The sequence below is a fragment of the Erwinia magellanica genome (genome assembly GCF_039023495.1).
In the GTDB taxonomy this organism is placed as follows: domain Bacteria; phylum Pseudomonadota; class Gammaproteobacteria; order Enterobacterales; family Enterobacteriaceae; genus Erwinia.
The window spans coordinates 165,945-187,828 of record NZ_JBCHVC010000005.1 but is presented as its reverse complement, the minus strand read 5'-3'; the positions used below and the strand labels follow the sequence as shown (position 1 = coordinate 187,828).

The following is a 21,884-nucleotide window of genomic DNA, read 5'->3' as shown; positions in this document are numbered from 1 at the left end:
TTATTCCCCCTCCGTGGAGGCAAACGCTTCGCTCACCGTGCCAGGATCAACTGAAAAAATAGACGTTGGTAAGCGAAAACTCTGGAGTTTCAGTAATGCCAGTGGACCATCGCCCAGCTCGCTGCGCAGGATAAATTTCAGTGGATTGCCATCAGGAGTTATCCACACCAGCTGAGTCCGGCTGCTGTCGAGTGGAGTGATCAGCGCTTTATCGAGCAGGCGAATAAAGCCCCAGTTCCCCTGTTTATGTTCGTACAGACGCATTTCGGTTTTCACCGAGCGCCAGCTCAGATCCACACCGGGATAGTACGTATTCCCAGGCCAGGTGAAGCTTTGCCAGCTCTCCATCTGGTTGAAGTAATCCAGGTTCTGGCCGTCCAGCGTCAGTTGTATACGCGCCACATCACGTGACGGTCTGGCCATCAGCTCGAAGTGAACACCGGCGTCACCCTGCGCAAAGATAATGTCTGAGATATCCGCCAACTGGTTGATAGCCTTTAGGAAAACCGGGTCCACCGTCATCCCCTGGCTGGCAGAGGGGTCCACCACCCAGTGGCTGCCTTCCTGATGCAGGATCCCGCCAAGATTGGTTTTCAGAAAGGCAGAAATACGACCCGAATCGCCCCGCAGGAACTGTGCCAGCATTGGGAGTGAGGCATCACTTCCGGTGGCCTTGAACGGGTAGCGCCCGGCAAAAGCCGTGTTCCACTGCGAGACAATCGTGCTCTGCCAGCGCGCATTCAGGCTGTCAGCGGCAGGAGCAAGCACCTGTCGCCAGGCCAGATCCAGCGGCTGAACGAACAGCGCCTGACCAAACCCATTCCACTCCTGCCCGAGGCTTGCGGCAACGAGACTGCCATAGTCACGGGTGTCTGTGAGATCTATCGCTTTGCCCTGGAAGACGGTCTGCGCCAGCATCTGGGCCATCGCCTGCGGGTCGGGCGCGCTGGTCACCTGCTGTAATTTCAACCGGACCTGGGTCACGCGGGCCAGCCAGGACTGGAAGCTCAGGTTACCGTTGCTGCCGGTGCCGTCCTTACCAGCCATCAGGCCGTTCAGAGGACCAAAAACACCCTCCAGTGGACCTTTTGGTCCCTGAGCCTCAACCGCGAACTGCTGACCGCTCTTTTTGCTGCTGACCAGCTTTTTAGCCGAATTCACCAGAGAGTCGGCAAGCCGCTCACCTTTGGCACCGGTCTGGCCTTGCCAGGCAAGTGTGTTCATTAGTGCCACCAGAGGAGACTGGCGTACGTCAGCCAGTAGGTTCAGTTGCGCAATCGCTTCGGATAGCGAGCTGGCCTCCTGCCACTGGATGCTGTTGGCCATATTCAGCCAGGCATTACCAAAATCCGTAAAGTAACGTTCGGTCAGGTGCTGTTTAAGGACTGCCGGTGAAATATCATTACCCGGCTGATGAGTTTTATCGGTCAGCACCCAGTCAATTTCATCACGTCGGGTATTCACCACCTCATCAATGGCGCTCTGCACCTGTTCGTCCCACGCCTGCCGGGTGAACATCCCAGGTACTACTTCCTCTGTGTTGAACAGGGTTGAGGCATCGGTATCGCCAGTCATATCTGCCAGCGTCAAGTCAGGCCAGTTACGGGCGATACGCTGCAACATCTCCTGATAGAGGCCCGAATCGGCATTACGCTGCCCAATCTGTTTAAGCAATATCTGACGGACAGTACCGACCAGCTCCGCATCGGGTTTTATCTTCCATTCAGGATGAGCAGCCAGATTCTGGGCAAAGAACCCCAGCAGTTTCGGGGCCTGTGTCTGCCAGACGCTGGCAGACACCCCGCTACGTTCCGGCCAGGCTTTCAGCATATTGGCGGCAAACCAGGATGCATCGGCTTTATCCGGTCGGGCCAGCATCAGGTAACCTTTCAGCAGGTTATAGGTCTTCCTGGTCGCAGCGGTTCGCGCATTACTGGCCGGCGGCAACTGCACAAAGGCATTCAGCTGGTGGTGAAGTTCATCTGCCAGCGCATCGCGTATCAGCACCTGATTGTTACGGGCATACAGCGGCCAGAGTGCATTCAGGGTATCGTGATCCTGATTCAGACCGAAACGGGTATACCACGGCGCCCCGTGGACTTCGCGGTTCTGCAGACGGGCAATGGTCTGCTGCAGGACCAACTGATTGCGCAGACGCTCAGGTAACGGCTGCTTTGTATCGGCAGCGATACGCGCCGTGTCCTGCGCCTGATAAATCTGGGCGCGATTGACCGTCAACGACAACAGTGTGCCAACTCCCCACAGCAAAATGAGCGTCAGCAGTACCAGACGCAGCGCACGCTGCCAGTGGAAACCGAGTTTACGGGAATGAACTTGCAGGCTGTCTTCTTCCAGCGCCTGCCAGGCCGGCGGCGATAGACGCGCATGCGGTACTGTGGTGGCTCTCGGCAATGCCGGGCTGAACATCACCCCGCGCAGGCGGTACGGTGCCGGGCCGGACATCAGAGTGTTAAGTAACGGAAGCAGGGACTGACGGAGTCGCCCCCGCAGAGCTTTGGACAGATCTAACAGCCAATGATGCTGAGAATCTTCCAGTAAAGCCGCCACTCCGGGTGCCTGTAGTTCTGAGGAGAGGCTCGTAAGCGTTTCGCGGAAGTCTTTGGTCACGGCCCCCGGCCCAAACAATACCCCGACAGGTGGTACCCCTTTTCCGTCTTTTTCCCAGCCACCTTCACGGACAAGCCACAGCCAGACCGGCAACTGCCAGCCCAGCACGGAATCGGTTTTCTGGCGCCCGCGCACCAGGGCATCCTGTTTAGCTGATTCCGGCAGTGCCGCGACATTCATGACCTGCACCACTCCGTCGAGTGGCCGCTGCGGACGTATCAGCTTCAGTTCAGACAGGAACTCGCTATCCGGCACATTCTCTGCCAGGCCGCCATGGATAAGTACAATCCCGTCACTCTCCTGCCAGCGATCGCACTTCAGCCCCGGTACCACGTTGTCGATATCACGATCTTCACCCTGAACCAGCAGCAGACGAACTTTTGACTTCCAGCGGCGGCGATAGCGCAGACGCAAATGGTCGATCAGCGGTTCGGCGGCGAAACTCGCCTCTGAGCGCTCTTTTTCGTCAACGAAGGTGTTGCCGATATTGCACGGTATAGTTCCAGACGCGTTTTTATTACGTCCCCAGGTCCGGCGGGCGCCCTGTCTTCCTGAATGGAAGAACAGCTTCTCCAGCCCCCAGATAACGAGCAGAACAACAACACAGGCGATTGCACAGATGGCGACAATCTGCCCGGTCTGATAGGGTCCCAGCCCAAACACTGTCGCAATATAGTGGCTGCCTGTGGTCAGTGCAAAAACGATGATCGCTGTGACAAAAATCAGCACCAGAACCGCTGGTCCAAGAAGGGATTTTGTTTTGATCTTTACTTTCTTTTCGCTGCTCATTCCCTGATAACATCCTTTTGTCGTTCTTCTGCTGTGATAGAGGCAAGCCAGATATCTTCACTACCGGGTTCCGGTTGTGCGGCAATCATCTGTGCCCCCTGCTCCTGGACAACGCCTGCTGCCAGTGCTACCGCTATCCACGGTGAGGCAAGACCGGCAAAACCCAGTACGGCGTCTATGTTTTTTATGTCGTCCGTGAGACTGAGAGTTAATGCATTGTCTTCACAGGCTTTGTTCAGCTCGGGGCGGTCTGTGACGGCTTCACCGGTCATCCATATTCTTCTGATCAGGTCCGGAGTCAGGCCGGCCCAGCGCAGAGAATATTTTATGTTTTTTGTCAGCGCCTCATGGTCGCTTCTCTGAGGACGATGTAGTCTGACGGCCTCCGGGAACTGATGACTTTTACGGTTACACAGCACCATGGAGGCGATCGCTTCAGCATCATTTTCCTGCGGGGATGGCCGCAGTTTTATGGCCAGAGCAATAAAGACAGAAGGTTTGTCCCAACGGGTATCCAGCCAGTTATCCAGCGCACTCATGCCGTGTGCCGACAGCCGACGCAGCTCCCGTCCGGATTTTTGCCCCAGCAGTTGCAGGACTTCAGCTTCTTTTTCAGCCGTCAGTCCGGCATCACAGTCAAACATCAGCCAGCAGGGGAGCGTTTCAGGAAGCAGGGCCAGAGTGTTCTTAAGTCGCGTGGCGACTTTCTCCAGAGCTTTATCCAGCGCCAGAGGATCTGAATCAAAATCCGTCATGGGGGAATGTCTGACGGGGATACCACCCGCGCGGGGAGGGGCCGTTTTCAGTAGAGGTTCCGCCAAGTCCATTGCCGCATTCAGACTACCCGTCCCCCGTCCGGCCAAAGTTTGAACCCAGGTATCCAGCACCCAGGAAAAACGCTGACCTCGCTCAATTTCGGTTTCTTTCAGATTCTGACATTCATGGTTCCAGCCCGCTTCACCATTGAGTTCCAGCCGGTATCCCACATGACGGAAGACCAACATAATGCCCCAGATGCAAAAAGGCAGGCCCAGAGCTGTAAACCAGAATGACATCCCGCTGCGATCTCCGGTCCATTGCCACAATGTCAACAGCACGCCCACGAGCAGGATGACGAGCAGAAAAATAAGCCAGCGCAACGTCACCGGCGGTGGAACGTTATCCATATCATCCGGGACTTCATCCAGGTAAATCGGCATCGTCAGCCAACCTTTGCCGCAGAGAACGAGCTGATTAATGTACAACCACAGCCACATTTATGGCCTTCAAACGCGATGGGAATCCCGCCTTCATCGATATAGTTCGGGTTACCCTCAATGATGGTGGTATTTCCGTGCTGTGGGCAGGAAACTTTGTCACCTTTGCGGGCGGCACCAATGCCACCAAATTTCATAGTGGAGGAGGCGGTTAATACCGAGCCGCCATGGGTCGTTTTATCACCTTTACGGATAACTTTTAGCATTTGACTCTCCCTGCTCATCGAATATCCATTCCCAATCAATATTGGGAAAAGGCTATTGCTTTAGTCGTAGTAATCGTTCAGGGCGTTTGCCCTTGATATGTTGTCATCCCCTCGGCAAACACTGTATATTGGGATACCGATTATAAACCCCTGACAGTCACACCAATTTTCCGACATATTAGCCAGGACCTCTGCGCTAATTCGAATCGGGATATTTCATTGTTGGCTTTATTAAATTCGTCTTTGTAACGCTCCTTAATTAGCCTGACGGTGTCTTTATAAGATTCATTCATGCTTTTTTCCGCCTCTGAAGCCGTGACTGCCCCCCTCCGTTACAACAGAGTTTTTTATCTCCTGATTTTCTTTCCAGCACTGTTCTTCTGTCTGGTTAAAATCATTATTTATAGCTCTCACAATACAAGGAATAAAAATAATGATAATCAATGTTTTTACCTGTTCGCATACTTGTTATACCCCAGAGATAATGAATCATCTTAACCCTCAAAGAAAAATTTATATATTCATTTATAAATAAAATGAAATTGGCCACATGAAATGAGGGCTGACAAAACAGACTATATGCGCATATATAATAAATGCACTACTTCACCTTGCTAAGTACATTATTCTTCAACGCCCACCCCTCAGAAGAGATTGTTTTATCTGTACCATCAACTTTTATTGATGAAATATATATTGAAAAATATTCGGGGCTGCTTATGATTACTTATTATTTCCCTTCGCAGAAGTCAATGGTTTGTAACCCCTTATAATCCGCACCTTCAGTTTTACTAATAATATATAAAGGCGCGCCACCACAGGTATTTCCCAGAGGTCACCCAATAAATATTTGTTGGGTAACTTAAATTGCCGGCTTGTATTTTAAAATATTTTCCGCTTATTCCACTCTTTCGACAAGAGACATGACTGCAAGTTTTATCGTCGTTCCCAAGCCTTTTGAAGTGTTCGGCATGACTTGTATCAATCCAGTTGCTGATGATTCAGTTTTTTTTGAGGTATTGAATTTAGTTACTGTTTCGAGTGCCATGCAAACCATTACATAATGGGGGCTATAGAAAGCTCTGCGCCAACATTAATAACCTTTTTTTGAATGATTCTGCCGTCTCTTTTACGAATAACTTCTCGACAACCTTAATCCATATCAGTTTGCTATTTTTACTGCCTCTAAAAACCACGGGATTCATATGCCACATTGACGGCCCCATTTTTAACTTCCTGGCACCTTGCATCCAGACCATCTTATCAATATAGGCTTCGCTATAGGTTTTCCATTCAGGAACATCTTTGTATGCAGGTTATCTCCTTCACTACCTCAATAAATCAGAACATCATTATGGCTAGCTGTCACCCAGCACTAATCTTCAATTATCAATAAAGATCAGGAATAACTTCCTCCATGGGTTCTAAATCTAATGCACCCGATCGTTCTTTGATTACATGCCCAAAGAGATTGAATATTTTAAACATCTCGCCACATGAATTGCACCCACCCGCTCCAGACAAAATTATTCTATCATTTTTACATGAGACACCATAAAATACAAATTTCATCATCTTAACTTTATCACCTTGTTGATTTAAACGCTCAACAGCCCCTGTTAAAATAGACAAATCTTGCGTTTCGCCATTAATATTAAGAATTTGCTTTTTACAGACGGGCATATCAAGCTTATCCTGGTCGTCCTTGAGATTATTTTTATGACAATATGATTTAATGCTATAGCTTACTCCTCCACAAGAAGATTTAAATAATTCAGGTTCACTAGCAAAGCAAACACCAGGAATTAGCAGAAGGAAAAGAATTTTTTTCATAAAACCTCTGGGTAATTATCTTTAATGAATTTTTCCATTTCTGCTGAGCTAGCATGCAGAGTTGTCTTGCCTTGCTTTTCCTCAGCGAGGTAGTCTTCATATTTTCTCATAATCATTTGTTTGTTAGCAGTTGGTTGACCATGAGGCGAGCCTGGTAAACTAGCCCACTCAACACGGCATAAATGAATGGCCTCACTAATTTTACCTTCCATCACAGCCTTTAATGCTTTACGGCCCGCAATCAACGCAATACAACCGAAATCCTGATTGCTTTGGCCGAAATCACTAAAAGAGTATCGGTGTTGCAGATTTATCCATGTTCTGTACAAAAACTGATAAGCGCCAGCTGCGGTAGAAACAACTCCATTCGCTTTTTGTCTGATATTTGGATGTCTGCTGAAATCGGTAAATTTTACGCCAGTAAACATCGTTCTATATCCATCCTCATGAGTTGTTCCCTCACCAATTCTGATCATACGTAAAAAAGAACGTAAACGAAGTATTTTTATATTTTTATCAACTCTCATTAGCGGAGCCAAAAACTCCACAGGATGCATGTGCCACAGTGACGGCCCCAGTTTTAGCCCGGCTGCATCCTGCATCCAGGCCATCTTATCGATATAGGCCTCACTGTAGGTTTTCCATTCAGGAGCATCCTTGGTCAGATTGTTCAGAAACGGTAACCAGACAGGGTCACTTTTTTTGTGATACCACTCACTCGGATGTTTCACAATCATCTTGTTCCTAACATCCCGGTAGGACGGGTTATGTATAGCGCTCAGGTATTCCTGGGGTGAATAAGGACTGATGCTACCGTCAATACGGTTCAGCAGCCGCTGGTAGTTATGCGGGACGGCACGGTGAGTGACTCGTATATCATTACTGGATGCGCTGAACAGCCTTTTATAAATCTCGCGGACCAGACCTTTAGGCGGTGTTTTACCGTCCAGATGGTCGAAGCCGGGCGCTTCATCCACTGCCGTGGCAAACCCGAGTTTTTCGAGATCGTATTGCGACAGTGTCTCTACTGAGTCATTACTCTTTGGCACGTAGCCGTTCGCATAGGGCAAAAACCAGTATTCATGTTTCTGCGGGTCCTTCCCGGTTTTTACCTGGCTCAGCCTCAGAATAGCTTCTCCCTGAGAGGTTCTCCCGTTGCTGACCATAGCTTTTGTTTTCAGATCTTTCGAGAACAGAGGTAAGCCCGACGGGCATTTAAGATAAAGTGGCGCGCTTTCTCCCACCTTCTCAGGATTTTTCAGAAAAACGGGCAGATTTTCATCAGCGCTCAGGCATTCAATATGCACTTGATAGCGGGCATCGTATCCTCCGTCTCTGGGTGCCTGAAAATATCCCAGGTGCCCGATACTGTCACCGGCGCTGACAGGATACGGGGTCGGGCAGATGACCGTATCAAACTGCATCGGCTCAGCGAAAGGAGGCTGTAAATGTGTCCACCACGACGGACAGGCAGCAGACCCCGAGAAGGACACAAGATTATTTCTGTCTGACAGGATCCAGTACTGTTGCCCTTCCTGCAGGCGTGTCCGGGTGCCTTTCTTTTTTGCTTCAGCTGACAGCCCCCTAAACGTTACCAGGCCATAGCGGCGACCATTGTGCCCGGTGGTTCGCAGGCTACTGTCTTCGGCATCCCATTCAACCAGAGCACCTTTAGGGATGGTCGCTACCCGGTATGAATCACTGACACCTTTATTATCAGTGCTCGCACTCATCACCCATTCAGGGCTGTATGCCGACAGGCTGTCATTCACAACCCACTGCGTTTTTTTTATGCCTGTGTCATAAGCGGAGTAAGGCGCCAGGTGCATATACAGCGTATAGAAATGCAGGCCACTTTCCTGTTTCTCCCCCAACTGAATATAGTGGCGCACCAGAACAAAGGAGCCTGATATGCTCAGGGGACCGGTCTCCCACGGAACCTCCAGATAATCACGGCAGATACGGTACGCGACGACTTCGCCGTCGGCCATACAGCGGACGGCCTGCTCCCCTTTGAAGGGCAATGGAAAATCAACCGCTTCAGAGGCGGCTTTACCGCTCAGCGCACACCAGGGCGTGGTGGTATTGGTGATATGAATACCACCGTGCCACATGCCGTTGCTTCCCAGCATGTACCAGCCTGTTGCTTCACCTTCCAGATGCGTCATCACATCATCCCGGTTTGCAAAGTCACTGCCGCGATTGCTGGATGGCACCGGCCAGGCTAGTTTTGGTAATACTGACATGTCTGTTCCCTCAGCTACTCAGTGGCTTACTGATGATATGTTTCATTTCCGCTATTTCAGTGGTATTGAAATCCGGCGCATCGACAGGCAGGTCGCCTCCGGAACCGGGTACCAGATACTCAGCCACTTTCATGATCAGATCACCATTCGAGCCGTGCTCTATACCACTGTCGCTGAGCTTCAGATAAGAGCCTCCACCGTTAATGGTCAGCGTCTTCGGCGTGCTGATAATCACCTCATCGTCAGTGCTGCTGATGGTCAGCTGTTGCTGCGCACTCATGTCGAGTGTGTTATGGCGGGAATGAATTTCCACATTACCCAGATTGGCGATGAGTTTAGCCCCGGCCTTGTGTGCAAACAGACCGAGTTCTTTCTCTGCACTCACAGAGATTTTGCCCATCGCTCCGACATCCAGATGTTTCCCGGCGGTGAGCATCGTATTCTGCGTGCTGGTGAGCTGGATGTGTTCACCAGAGGTAAAGGCTATCCCCTGCGGGGCCGAGGCCAGCATGACCGCCGACTGCAAATCGGCAATACTCTGAGTGACCAGATTGCGCTGCGTCTGAATGTCGCTGACCAGTGCTTTTGCACTCTCTGCGGCATGGTTGAGAGCCTGCATTTCGCGGTTGGCCTGCTTTATCTGGTTCACGGCCTGCGTCATTTCCAGCATCTGCCCCTCACCTTTGGCCTGTGCATCCGCCGTCAGGAATATTCCGCGCCCCGCACGCAGGGCACCAAACTCATCGGTGCGCAGTTCAAAACCGGTGCCACGCTGTTCGCGCTGCCCATCTACGAGATGGCCGATATTGAGCTGGGTCTTGCCATACTCGGTCGCAAGCTTGATGTGCTCTTCCTGACGCTTATCCTCCAGGCGAAGTTTGTTGTTCGCCGGTGTGCGCAGGACATTACGGGTATGGTTATCATCGGTAACGTGATCCGGGTGTTCAGAATCATGCTGGGCATGGGCAATATATGGCCGGTCGGGGTCGCCCGCATCAAACATTATCGAGACTTCAGTCCCGTCCAGTAAGGGAGCATGGAAACCATATTTATCACCGGCGTAGGGTTTCGCCATTCGCAACCAGAGATAGGCATAACCCTGTTCACTGTCATTGCGGTCAAAGTCCAGTTTCACCCGGTAACGCCCCTGGTTGTCCAGCCAGGCGTAGGTATCGCCTTTCTCAGTGCTTTCCACGCGCGCCGGCAGCGTTCCGGCTATTACCGGCCGGTTCAGCGACGGTGGGCGATAACACACCGCTTCGCTGTATGGGATCCCCGTAAAGGTCATCTGAAAACTGCGTTTGCGAGAGCCACTGCTCCGCACGCCTGTGATGACGATCCCCTCTTTCAGGCTGGCTGGCAGGCTCCCCTGGGGTTCAAGCACTTCACCGGGGGCCAGTACCGGGCTGGTCGTTTTCCCGGTAACAGCCTGTTGTGCATTCAGAATGCGTTCATGACGCAAACGGGCGTAATACGCACCGCTTTCCGGGGTATTCGTATCACCCTCGCTGAGGAAAGGTTCTGCATAGTGATACACCTCACCCGTCGTGATGCCTTCGGTGCTGCTGACGGAAGCAGAGCAGTCCAGCGGTGTCAGCGCCTGACGGTAGTTGTAATCCCGTGTCGCCACGCTCCCGGAGACCACCTGCTGGCGTGTTTTGATATCCCAGACACTGAGCTGACCGTTATCACTGGTGCGCGACGGCGCGATCAGCGGCAAGGTAACCCCAAACTGATACTGTTCCGGGCTGTCCTGAAAAATCACCACATCCTGTTCGAGGCGGTCATCCATTTTAAAACGCCAGAAGATACCCACTTCGGCCAGCAGACGTTGAATAAATTCAAGATCGGTTTCGCGCCACTGCGTAATGAGTTCACGCGCCGGGTAAGACTGCGACAGACAGAATTCAAAATCAGGCCCTTCAAACCCATGTGAACGCAGGATGTTCTCTACCACTTCCGTTACGGACTGATTGAGATAAATCTCGCTGCGCTTTGTATGTTGCAGCAGCGCAATACGCGGCACAATCTTAAGCGTGTAGTGCGTTTCATCAGCAGACGTCGAAAGACGCTGAAAAGTATGTACGACACCATAGACGGTTCGCAACGGCGTAGCGGGCATCCCGTTGTAGAGCGGCGTCTGAAATGTGAACGCCGCCGGTTTAAGCAGCACGCTGTCACTGGCAATGTCACCAGCAATACAGGTCACTCTGACGGTATAGTGCCAGGGTTCACTGAGCTTTTCTTCGCCCCGAAAACTGAAGACGTCGAGAAAATGCGGGCAGGCGTGAACATCCAGCCTGTAGCGGGACATCCCCAGAAGCGCATCAATGTTGTCCTTTGCCATCGCAATTACAGAATCACTCATCCTGTCCCCCTCATTCCCACGGAATGTCAGAGGCCTGTCTACAGGTTATAAACAGACCTCTCATACCGCTTAGTTATTATTTCCGCTTAAATAAGAGATGCGTTCATTTGTCATTTTTGCCTGGCACTGGTAAATGCCAGTTCGTTGGTTGACATTAATGCCTTCTGAATAAGCATCAGAAAGCTTTCCGCATTTTTTGGTTTTCTCATTAACCCAGACTAATTGCTCTTTTTTCAGCGCGTTCCGTGCTGAGTCAGGCAGTTCTTTCCAGACTGCGTTGAGTTCCCTGTCAGCATTTTTATAAGCGGATTGAGCTTCGTCCAGTGAATCCTGAGACAGAGCTTTAACAATCTGGTCTTTATTTACGGCTAAGACGCTGACATTAAACAGCGCATCGGAAATATCATTTTTGTTAAAATTTTTGAAAATAATCTCTTTTTTATTGTCTGCAAGCTTCGCGTTGTAGCTGACGTCGCTCCAGACTACGCTGCCATTTTTGATTTTCCCGTACGCGCCCGTGACATAACGTAAATAATCAGGGGAGCTACTGACAACATCCAGTGTTTCCTGAGGGATTTGCAGCGCAATCGTGGCCGTACAATTAAGACCATAGCTACCCTCCTCTCCTGTCGATGCATTACTCACGTTGACAGTGATGCCGTCCAGCATGTTCTGATAGGCAGAAACAGGTTTGTTATAATCGAATTTACTTTTGGTCAGGAAATCACTTTGCAGCAAAGCTGATGCATCATCTTTGATATATTCAGCAAGCGCTTTAACGGCATCATCCCTGCCACATTTAAAATCATTGGAATCAAACAACCCTGCATTGGCAGTACTGGTAAATATGCTAACAGCAGCAAGTAAGACTAATTTTCGGAACATCATTTTTCTCCCTTGTGTTTTTTACTAAAATTACACGTCATGGCTTGTGTGCCATTTCATCATCACCAAACTCCAGCCCAATCCCCTCTTCCTCGCTCCAGCTAAGGCGTAACGACTGTGGTTTCTGCTTCGCGGCTATATGGGTGAGCAGTTGCTGACTCAGCACCGGCAGAATTTGCTGATTGAGCAGACTGTCGACGTTACGCGCGCCGGTATCCGGCAGCAGACAGGCGGCGGTCAGGGCGTCATACAGACTTTCATCTGTATGGGTTTTCAGGCCATAGTGGCGTTGCAGGCGCTTGCTTACCTGGCCCAGCTTCATCTGCACGATGGTACGCATCGCGTGCTCCTTCAGCGGCCGGTAAATTACGGTCTGGAAACGGGCCAGCAGTGCGGGCTGGAAATGGTCGCGCAGGATGGGTCGTAGCAGTTCGTGCAGATCTGCCTCGGTGGCTTCCGGCTGTTCATTCAGCAGTTGCATAATCAGGTCACTGCCGAGGTTGGAAGTCATCAGAATAACGGTGTTACGGAAGTCGATTTCGCGGCCTTCCCCGTCACGCATAAAGCCCCGGTCAAACACCTGATAGAACAGGTTCATCACATCGTGGTGGGCCTTCTCTACTTCATCGAGCAGCACCACGCTGTATGGGCGCTTGCGCACCGCCTCGGTCAGAATGCCGCCCTGGCCGTAGCCCACGTAGCCCGGAGGCGAACCTTTCAACTGGGAAACGGTATGCGGCTCCTGGTACTCCGACAGGTTGATGGTGATAAGGGATTTTTCGCCGCCGTACAGCACATCGGTCAGCGCCAGTGCGGTTTCAGTTTTACCGGTGCCGCTCGGGCCGACCAGCAGGAATACGCCCTGCGGGCCGTTCTCAGACGTCAGGCCAGTTTTGGCCGCGCGCAGACGTTGCGCAATGGCGCTAAGAGCCTTATCCTGGCCCACCACACGTTTGCCGATCTCCCCTTCCAGATTAAGCAGTTCAGTCTGTTCGTCCTTCATCAGCGAGGAGACTGGCACCCCGGTCCAGTCGGCAATCACGTTGGCCACGGTGCGGGTCTCGACATCGGCCGACAGCAGGGGGCTGTTCTGCTGCATTCCAGTCAACTGCTGTTGCAGGTCGCGGGCTTCACTCTGGCGGCAGGTATCCTGGCGAGTTTCCAGCAGTTGCTTCGTTAACGACAACTGCTGGCCATACTGCGTCTCACATTTATCCAGTTCGGCAAACAGGCTGATTTCTTCCTGTTCAATCGCCGCCAGCCGCTCGCCCTGGATGCTGCCTCCCAGCGCAATATCTTCCAGCAGCGCCTGTTTCTCGATTTCCAGGGCCGTGATTTGCGCGCGAAGGCGCGTTAACGGCTCCGGCACGGTATCGAGGCTCATGCGCACGCGGGCCGCAGCGGTATCCAGCAAATCCACCGCTTTGTCCGGCAGCTGGCGCCCGGTCAGATAACGACGCGAAAGCGTAACCGCAGCGCGTACCGCATCGTCAGTGATATGCACACCGTGGTGTTCGGCATAGCGGGATTTCAGGCCGCGCAGCATCAGGCAGGCGGTCTCGTCATCCGGCTCGTCGACTTTAACCATCTGGAAACGGCGCTCCAGCGCGGCGTCACGTTCAAAATACTGTTTGTACTCACTCCAGGTGGTGGCGGCGATGGTGCGCAGTTCGCCACGCGCCAGCGCGGGTTTCAGCAGGTTGGCCGCATCGGCGCCACCGGCCTGATTGCCTGCGCCGATAATGGTGTGGGCTTCGTCGATAAACAGCAGGATGGGCGTGGGTGACTGTTGCACGGCGTCAATGACGTTTTTCAGGCGCTGTTCAAATTCGCCCTTCACGCCTGCGCCTGCCTGCAACAGACCGAGGTCAAGGACGCGCAGCACTACGGTTTTCAGGCTTTCCGGCACGTTACCTTCCGCGATACGCAGGGCCAGGCCTTCCACCAGTGCAGTTTTACCCACGCCAGGTTCACCCACCAGAATTGGGTTGTTCTTGCGGCGCCTGGAGAGAATATCCACCATCTGGCGGATTTCAGTATCACGGCCAAATACCGGGTCGATTTTGCCCTCTCTGGCTTTGTCGGTGACGTCGAGGGTGAATTTATCCAGCACGTTTTGCAGCGCCGGGTTGAGTTCACCTTCTTTTATTTCAGCCCCGACCGGTCGGCCTATAAACTCCACTTCGCCACCGTGACTCTGCGCCAGCTCCGCTTCGTGCTGAACTTCCGGACGTTCATCGGACTGTGCATCCAGCAATGGCCGCAGACGCTCCAGCTGACGCTGGCCCAGTGTCAGCAGTGGCCACAGACCGTCACAACGTGCCAGTTTCGGTTTATCCACCAGGGCCATCAGCAGATGTACGCTACGGATCTGCTCTTCACCTCCCAGTGACGCCCGCATCCAGGCATCCTGCATCAGGGTCTGAGTGCTGTCCGCCAGCTGTGGCCGATGGCGTACGGAGCGCGGCAGCGTATCCAGCCAGCCGAGTAAATCCTGCCACAGGGCATCCATATCCCATTCATAGCGACGTGCCAGCACCGTGAGGTCACCTTCGCCCTGCTCCAGCAATTTCAGCAGCCAGTGCTCCGGCAGAATTTCCGTATGCGCACGGGTCTGGCAGAGGGAGGCGGCCCCTTCCATGGCACGGGCGCAGTAGGGGTTGAGACGACGCAGGAGAATTGCCGGGTTTTCCATGTTTTTAAACTCGCTGTCTGGGGACCTTCAGGCACGCTACCGCCCATCGCTGTTTCCTTGTTGCATGGAACCTAAAGCGCATCAGGTCAGATTTCTCGGTTAGGGGATGTTTTACTCAGTACCCGCCAGGCAGGTACTCAGGAAAACTGCGGACAGGTCGCCCCATCCGCATCAGGCTTACGCGGTGGCGCGTTCGTTCCAGGAGTCGGAATGAATGATGTTGCCGTCTTTGTAGGTCCAGGTGATTTTTTCGTAACGCAGCTCGACCTGCTCGAGGTGGTTATGCTTCTCGAAGGAAGGATCTTTGATGTCGTGCATTTTCGGCGCGACTTTTACCAGCTTGACGTTTTCCAGTTTGGTGTTGAAGTACTCCACTTCCTGGCCTGCGTCGTTGATTTTGTACCATGTGAATTCAGCAGACTTCAGGGTCTGACCGGTGGTCACCGCCTTGTACAGATAGGGGCTGGAGGAGTCGATCTCCTTGGTAAACAGGAACGGCGTGTGGATACGCGTGCCGGTCAGCTTGCCGGTGTTGTTGTCGGTCGGGATATACAGGCAGTGATCCTGAGCAACCACTTCGATGCTGCCCTCGCGATCTTTCACATCGACGGAACCTTTAATGTCCGCACCGCCGTCGTCTTTCAGCCAAAGATAAACAGGAATAGCCATGTGTTATTTCTCCATTTCATAGTCGTGCACGTCATCATCCTGCAATGACGCATTGGTGTTGCCTGGCATTCGACAGGCGTCGGCCTGTGGAACCAGACTGATTTCGACACGGCGGTTCAGCGCGCGGCCTTCCGGCGTGTCGTTTGTCGTTACGGGACGGCTTGCGCCATAGCCCTGCACAGCAAAACAGCTCTCTGGCACGTCGCCGGTGTCGCGCATCCAGTTGCGCACCGCTTCGGCCCGCTTCAGGGAGAGCCTCTGATTGAGTTGTGGACTGCCGGTATTGTCTGTGTAGCCTGCCACCACGATGAGCCAGCCTGGTCTGGCTTTAATGCCCACGAGGGAGTTCACCAGCATTTTGGTGGAGCCGCTTTTCAGGACAGATTTGCCAGAATCAAACAGCGACATACTGTCGAGACGGACGATTTTCGGTACCGGTTTTGGTTTTGGCTGCGGTTCAGGTGGTGGTGGCGGCGGCACATAGGTATCAATCGCTTGCTGAACACGCAGCCACAAGCGCTCACCGGTATAGAGGCCCAGTCCATAACGCAGCGGTTCACCCTGGCGCTGCCAACGCTCCAGCAACAGTGCATCCTGCTGTAGGGCACGCAGCGACTCCGCTTTAGGGATGTAATGCGTCATCGGGATGGCGTACCAGCGCTCCAGGTCAGAACTGATCCGGCCGATAAGGGAGTGGTTATGCATAACGGACAGACCTGTTGCTGTCAGCGCGCAAAGCAGCAGAACCATAACCACCCGGCACCCGGTTGTCCCACCCTGTAACGGCATTGCAAAAGGTGCCAGCAGGGGCAGTACCGGATCGGCAAAGTGCCACAACGGAGGATAAGAGATAACCTGCGGCGGCGGCAGCAAGGCTGAATGGCGGAAAAGCCACTGCGGCCACAGGGCGTCAGAGAGGCTTCTGATTGATCCGCTACGCAGCGCCACTGCAAACGGTGCCACTGAGGGGCAGAGTCGATCCGGTTTGGACAGCTCATCCACGACCACCTGCTGCAAAAGGCGCATCGCCTGCGCCAGATACGGCAGACGTGTCACGCTCTCCTGTAACTGGCGCCATTCATCAAGTGTCAGAGCAGGTTCATCAGCCGGGCAGACCAGCGCCGTTTTTCCACGGACCACAATCCACGGAGTTTCGGGGCCTGAAAACTCCCCCGTCAGCACCACTGGTGGTGTGTACCCGGAAAGGTTTTTCAGCAGTTTCACCTGCTGACGCAGAACTTTCAGGGAGGCCCGCAGCGCTCCTTCGTCCACATGTAAATCTGGCAGGAAGCGGAACATAACAACCAGTTGCCCGGCCATTCGCGGTTCACGAATCAGTAACCTGTCCGCACAAGCGCTCAGGCTCTCCGGTGTCCCTACTTGCAGATAACAGCCCTGTGCGGTAGCGCGACAAGGCCCGTCAGCAAACAGGTTGTCGCTGAGAGAACCACAGACCAGCAAAACCGGCCCGCGGAATCCTTCTGGTGGATAAATCCCGCTCTTTTGCTGCGCTTTCGCCGGGCGCTGACGACGATAACGGCGGCGCGCAATCAGCAACGCTGTGATACAGGCCACGAGGATCAGGCCACCTTTCAGCAGTGCAGAGGCTTTCAGAAACCCGCAGATCAGCCAGATAATCGCAGCCAGACATATCAGCACCGGAAATAGCGCCTGTAGCTGTGCAGATCTACGCATCAGTGCAGCTCCGGCAGTTGCTGGTGAAGCAGATCCTGTAGCCACAGATGACCACCGACCCAGACTGCCACAGTCAGCATCACCGCCAGGATTATCCAGAACCACACAGAACGAAGAAGGCTGTAACGGCGCTTCCCGGTCTTATGGACCACCAGCGAGACCTCGGATTCCAGCGGCGGGACGCGTTTATTCAGGGAGGCCAAAATCTCTTCGCGCTGCTCCTGCCCCACCCCGGAAAGACTGAATTGCCCCTGGAAGCCCAGAGCCAGCACCCGCTGATAGCAGGTCAGTACCGCCGGTACCGGAGAGGGCTGACGTAAAACCTCCGCGATGCGGTCGTACAGGGCGCCCCCGGCACGCAGAGAACCGAAGTAACGGGCCTGTAACGGCGCGGCGCGCCAGGCTTTCGCCCCCTCGTCAACCTCCACTTTTTGCGATGCATCGGCTTCAGTGGCCTGCTCAGACTCAGGGCCAGACGTGTTGGATCCACGCGAAACCGCAGCAGGTTTGCGGTTCATCACCGCTTCATCCAGCAGAGCACATTGCGCATAGGAAATATGCATGATGCTCTCGCTGTCGTATCCGGCATGCTCCAGCGCATCCCTGACCTTTTCCACCTGCTCGCAGCAGTTTTTATAGAGCGCCTGACCATCAGGCGCTCTGGCCCCGTGGCGCAGTTGAGCCACGGTAAGCCAGGTGTCCGCCATCAGACAGTCGATATCGATATCGTTTCTCATGAGCGCAGCACCGCAAACAGTTCAAGCTCCAGTTCGCCCAGCAGCGACGGCACATAGAACAGACAGACCCCCTGCTCCAGCATGTCGTGTGCTGCCCGGCTCTCCATATCCAGCACGAAATATTGGTTTTCCAGTCGTACCGGCAACGCCGCAGGAACACGGCTCAACGGAATCAGCCCGATCCCTTGCATTGCCACACTGGAAATCTGTCCGACGTCATCCGGGGTCCCCGCCATTGCCATTTCGGCAAACTTCTCTGCCACCTGCCATGCAGGCAGATTTGAGCGGACAGAAAGATAGAAATCGGCTTCTTCGCGCAGACGAATATCGTGCAGTACCGCCTTCCAGGTCTGCTCGTCCTGGCGGGTCATGTTCACCGTAATGACACGCGACGGCAGACTGGATTCCAGCAGTTCGCTGATCAGCTCGAACAGCGGCGGGAAGGTGTTTTCCGGCGCCTGGTGGTCATATCCTGGAATGGCATCCAGGTCGCGATCCAGCGAAAAGGTCAGCATGCTGCCAGCCAGACGTGCCAGCTCTGTCCACAGCTGTTCAGGGTGGCGGGCCGGGTAACGCTCAAACTCGGAAAGAACCCGTGCGTGCGTGTTCAGCGCATTCAGCAGCCAGAACAGCGACACATCAGCCACGGCAAAATCTGCCATCCGGTCGTTACTTTCACGACGCATTGCCATCAGGCGCTGACGACGGGAGCGCAACTGGCGGTTAAGCAATACCAGACGCTCGCGCAGTACGTGGCTTGCTGAGAACATGACCATGGGTGGCATAAAGTCAGGATCCTGGCGCCAGCCTCCCTGACCATCCCGCACCAGGCGTGCCACAGCACAGCTCTGCCAGGCATCGTTACTTTCATGATCAAAGCGAAAGGCAAGATTAAACCGTGCCACAGCCATCGGCTCTTCTTCCTGACCAAAAGCATCCTGAACCGTTACCCACTCTTCGCGATAGCGCAGCGGACGCTCAGCAGACACCGTCTCCGTCTGGACATTGATAATGCCGGGCTGTATCACCGGCAACGCCACCAGAACGATCACACTGTCCGCTTGCCCCGAAGCTGGCAGCGTCACTTCCCGCGGCTCTGGTGGCAAATCGCTGTTTTGGGTGTCAATCAGCGTGCCATCCGGCAGCCACAGACGCAGCCTCTGCGCCTGGAGCCGACCGGATGTCAGAAGCGCCTCATTGAGTTCGACCTGCTCAACGCCCCACGGAAAGGGGCTGATAAGCGTGGAGAGCCCTGCACGGGAAAACGACTCCCACTCAGCCTGCTGCTGAAACTGCTGAGGGGCCAGTAAGGCCCCTTCATTCCATAACGGGCGATAAATTTTCATCCCTGATACCCTCGCCTCAGCCTTTCGCTTTCGGCATCTGGGAAACCAGTGACAGATTGACGTCCATACCTTCCACCTGGAAATGCGGTACGGCATAGAGCTTCACGCGGAAGAAGCCTGGGTTATCCTCAATATCTTCCACCACTACCCTGGCATCACGCAGCGGGTGAGATGCCTGTAGCTCATCGCCCGGATCGGTCATTTCCGTTACCAGGCCACGAACCCAGGTATTCAGCTCCAGCTCCAGCAGGCGACGGTCTTTCGTCGTACCGATGTTTTCACGCTGAATAAGCTTCAGATAATGCGCGATACGCGACAGCAGGAAGATGTAGGGCAGACGGGAATTGATACGGCTGTTGGCGGTCGCATCCGGGGTGTCATACAGCGCCGGTTTCTGCGTTGAATTCGCAGAGAAGAAGCAGGCGTAGTCGCGGTTTTTGTAGTACGACAGGGGGATAAAGCCGAGATTGGCGAACTCAAATTCGCGCGTTTCCGGGATCATCACCTCAGACGGAATTTTCACCTGATTACCGGTGCCCAGGTCATACAGATGGATCGGCAGATCCTTCACGGCACCGCCAGCCTGCGGCCCACGGATCTGGACACACCAGCCGTTATTAATAAAGCTTTTCACCATATTGGCTGCAAAAGCAAACGAGGCGTTGGTCCAGAGGTATTTATCGTGGTCAGGGCCTTTAACCTCTTCCACATAATTGAAGCTGCGCACCGGCACGGTGTCCGGGCCATACGGCAGGCGTCCCAGCACGCGCGGCATCACCAGGCCGATATAGCGGGAGTCATCCGTCTCGCGGAAGGCTTTCCATTTAATATACTCGGCACGGTCAAAGTAGTTGCCGATATCTTTAATCGCCGCCACTTCCTCCATAGAGTCTTTGAGGAAGAATTTTGGTCCCGCCGAGCCGATAAACGGCATATGAGCGGCAGCGGACACTTTAGAAATATTGCGCAGCAGAGCGACATCCTGCGCTGAGGCATCAAACTCATACGCAGAAATCAGGGCGGCAATCGGCTCTCCACCAGGGCTGTCGTACTCTGCCGTATAGGTGTGATGGTATAATCCGCTTTGAATAATCTCCGGTACATCTTCAAAATCCTGACGCAGATCCTCTTTCGACAGATCGAGCAGCTCAATTTTGACGTTCTGACGGAAGTCTGTTTTATCAACCAGCGACTTCAGCCCACGCCAGATACTTTCTGTTTTCTGAAATTCCTCATGGTGCATTACCGCATCCAGCTGGCGGCTAATTTGCCTGTCCAGCTCAGCGATATGGTGGTCAATCAGGTTCTTGTCCAGTTTTTCGACTTTTGAACCCGCTTTGGTCAGACACTCCAGAAATACCTGCATGCCCGCGGTCAGACGTTCGTCAGCGGTCGCATCGGACATCGCCTGCGCATCCTGCCAGATATCCAGTGCGCTCAGCTCGGAGACCGGACTTAAGTTAATTTTTTCAAACAGAGAGGCATACACGCCGCCCGCTTCTGGCCGCTCCAGCACCATACTTGCGCCGCCAGCACTATTCTCATTTTGTACAGACATCAGCACTCCTTAATTAATCCGTTAAATCACGTGACCGTTATGGCTGTTTCGGCGCCAGGGCAGAAAGCTCGGCTCTTAGCCCGGCACTGAGCGCCGGGTCAATCAGGATTTTTTCCAGCTCTTTACGGAAGGCCTGGTTGTCCAGCAGGTTGGCTTTGAGGTCACGGAGCAGATTACGCATGGCAAGCATCGCCTTGAGCTGCGGGATTTGACGGGCAACCTGTTCAGGCTCGAAGTCTTTCATCTCATGAAAGGAAAGGCTGACGTTTTCTTCGCTGCCGTCACCGGCCAGCGTGTTTTCAACGGAAAGCGTTACGGAGGGAGAGAATTCAGATAACACGTTGTCGAAGTTGTTTTTATTGATGCTGACAGTTTCACGCTCCGACACCGGACGTTGCTCGGCGCCATTGCTGTAATCCCCCACGACCATCAGCTTGAGGGGTAATTCGATTTTTTTCTGAGCGCCGCCCGTATGCAGGCTTAACTGGATATTAACGCGAGATTTAGGGATCTCGGACTGATAGGAGTTAGACATGGCTATCCCTGTTCTATGAAGTAACAGAAAGGGTCATTGCCAGTGAAATATTGATAAGAAAGGCTACCTTGCCAGAATACATCCCTGTTCGCGTCATCCGACACGAATCCAATAGCGGGGTCAAAAGCGAGCACATTCCATTCACCAGCAAGCTGACACCTGTTTTCAGGGTTTATCTGAAATTGCTTCCTTTTCGGACAAAACCCCACGGAGAGGAGTGTAAAAAGGTTAACCCTCCTGATGGAAATAAAAAAATGTAACTTAATTTTACAGAGACAGCAGTTAGCAAAAATCTCTCATCAAACTGATTTGCAAGAATTTTCTTAATTTACCCTCGCAGTTAGCATGGGATAAGGGGTGCGAAAAAACGTCAGATTAATTCAGAAACCTGAATTGTACAAAAAACACCCATCCGCGTGAAAAATCTGATTTTTAGTT

The 21,884-nt window shown here is 53.2% G+C and carries 14 protein-coding genes; all 14 read right to left on the bottom strand.

The genetic code is table 11. From position 1 onward, the window contains the following. Positions 1 to 3,417 (bottom strand): ImcF-related family protein, encoded by a 3,417-nt coding sequence (locus AAH450_RS17745; protein ID WP_342911398.1) that lies wholly within the window; start codon positions 3,415 to 3,417, stop codon positions 1 to 3. Then, the gene (locus AAH450_RS17740) at positions 3,414 to 4,616 is read right to left on the bottom strand and encodes a hypothetical protein (protein WP_342911397.1); all 1,203 of its coding nucleotides are present in this window, start codon (positions 4,614 to 4,616) and stop codon (positions 3,414 to 3,416) included. Before AAH450_RS17740 ends, AAH450_RS17745 begins: the two co-directional genes overlap by 4 nt. A gap of 2 nt (positions 4,617 to 4,618) precedes the next feature. Beyond that, positions 4,619 to 4,879: a PAAR domain-containing protein gene (locus AAH450_RS17735; RefSeq protein ID WP_342911396.1), complete on the bottom strand. Its 261-nt coding sequence runs from the start codon at positions 4,877 to 4,879 to the stop codon at positions 4,619 to 4,621. A gap of 1,389 nt (positions 4,880 to 6,268) precedes the next feature. After that, positions 6,269 to 6,712 carry a hypothetical protein gene (locus tag AAH450_RS17730; RefSeq protein ID WP_342911395.1) on the bottom strand — a complete coding sequence of 148 codons (444 nt, stop codon included), beginning with the start codon at positions 6,710 to 6,712 and terminating at the stop codon, positions 6,269 to 6,271. Further along, a complete protein-coding gene (locus AAH450_RS17725) occupies positions 6,709 to 8,958 on the bottom strand; it encodes a glycoside hydrolase family 24 protein (RefSeq protein WP_342911394.1) in 2,250 nt (749 codons plus the stop codon). The genes AAH450_RS17730 and AAH450_RS17725 overlap by 4 nt, the downstream gene beginning before the upstream one ends. 10 nt (positions 8,959 to 8,968) lie before the next feature. Further along, positions 8,969 to 11,326, bottom strand: a complete 2,358-nt coding sequence (locus AAH450_RS17720) for a type VI secretion system Vgr family protein (protein ID WP_342911393.1) — start codon at positions 11,324 to 11,326, stop codon at positions 8,969 to 8,971. A 69-nt stretch (positions 11,327 to 11,395) separates the two neighbouring features. Further along, entirely contained in the window at positions 11,396 to 12,214 is an 819-nt protein-coding gene (locus AAH450_RS17715; RefSeq protein ID WP_342911392.1) for a lysozyme inhibitor LprI family protein, read from the bottom strand. Positions 12,215 to 12,248: 34 nt separating this feature from the next. Further along, positions 12,249 to 14,906 (bottom strand): type VI secretion system ATPase TssH, encoded by a 2,658-nt coding sequence (gene tssH / locus AAH450_RS17710; protein ID WP_342911391.1) that lies wholly within the window; start codon positions 14,904 to 14,906, stop codon positions 12,249 to 12,251. A gap of 177 nt (positions 14,907 to 15,083) precedes the next feature. Further along, a complete protein-coding gene (locus AAH450_RS17705; protein WP_342911390.1) occupies positions 15,084 to 15,575 on the bottom strand; it encodes an Hcp family type VI secretion system effector in 492 nt (163 codons plus the stop codon). Positions 15,576 to 15,578: 3 nt separating this feature from the next. Then, on the bottom strand, positions 15,579 to 17,270 hold the full coding sequence (locus AAH450_RS17700) for an OmpA family protein (RefSeq protein WP_342911389.1): 1,692 nt from the start codon (positions 17,268 to 17,270) through the stop codon (positions 15,579 to 15,581). Further along, positions 17,270 to 18,007, bottom strand: coding sequence for a type VI secretion system protein TssL, short form (gene tssL / locus AAH450_RS17695; RefSeq protein WP_342911388.1), 738 nt, complete (start codon positions 18,005 to 18,007; stop codon positions 17,270 to 17,272). The genes AAH450_RS17700 and tssL overlap by 1 nt, the downstream gene beginning before the upstream one ends. Then, entirely contained in the window at positions 18,004 to 19,353 is a 1,350-nt protein-coding gene (gene tssK / locus AAH450_RS17690) for a type VI secretion system baseplate subunit TssK (protein WP_342911387.1), read from the bottom strand. The genes tssL and tssK overlap by 4 nt, the downstream gene beginning before the upstream one ends. A gap of 16 nt (positions 19,354 to 19,369) precedes the next feature. Beyond that, entirely contained in the window at positions 19,370 to 20,911 is a 1,542-nt protein-coding gene (gene tssC / locus AAH450_RS17685) for a type VI secretion system contractile sheath large subunit (protein ID WP_342911386.1), read from the bottom strand. Positions 20,912 to 20,948: 37 nt separating this feature from the next. Further along, positions 20,949 to 21,446, bottom strand: a complete 498-nt coding sequence (gene tssB, locus AAH450_RS17680) for a type VI secretion system contractile sheath small subunit (protein WP_342911385.1) — start codon at positions 21,444 to 21,446, stop codon at positions 20,949 to 20,951. Positions 21,447 to 21,884 lie beyond the last annotated feature (438 nt).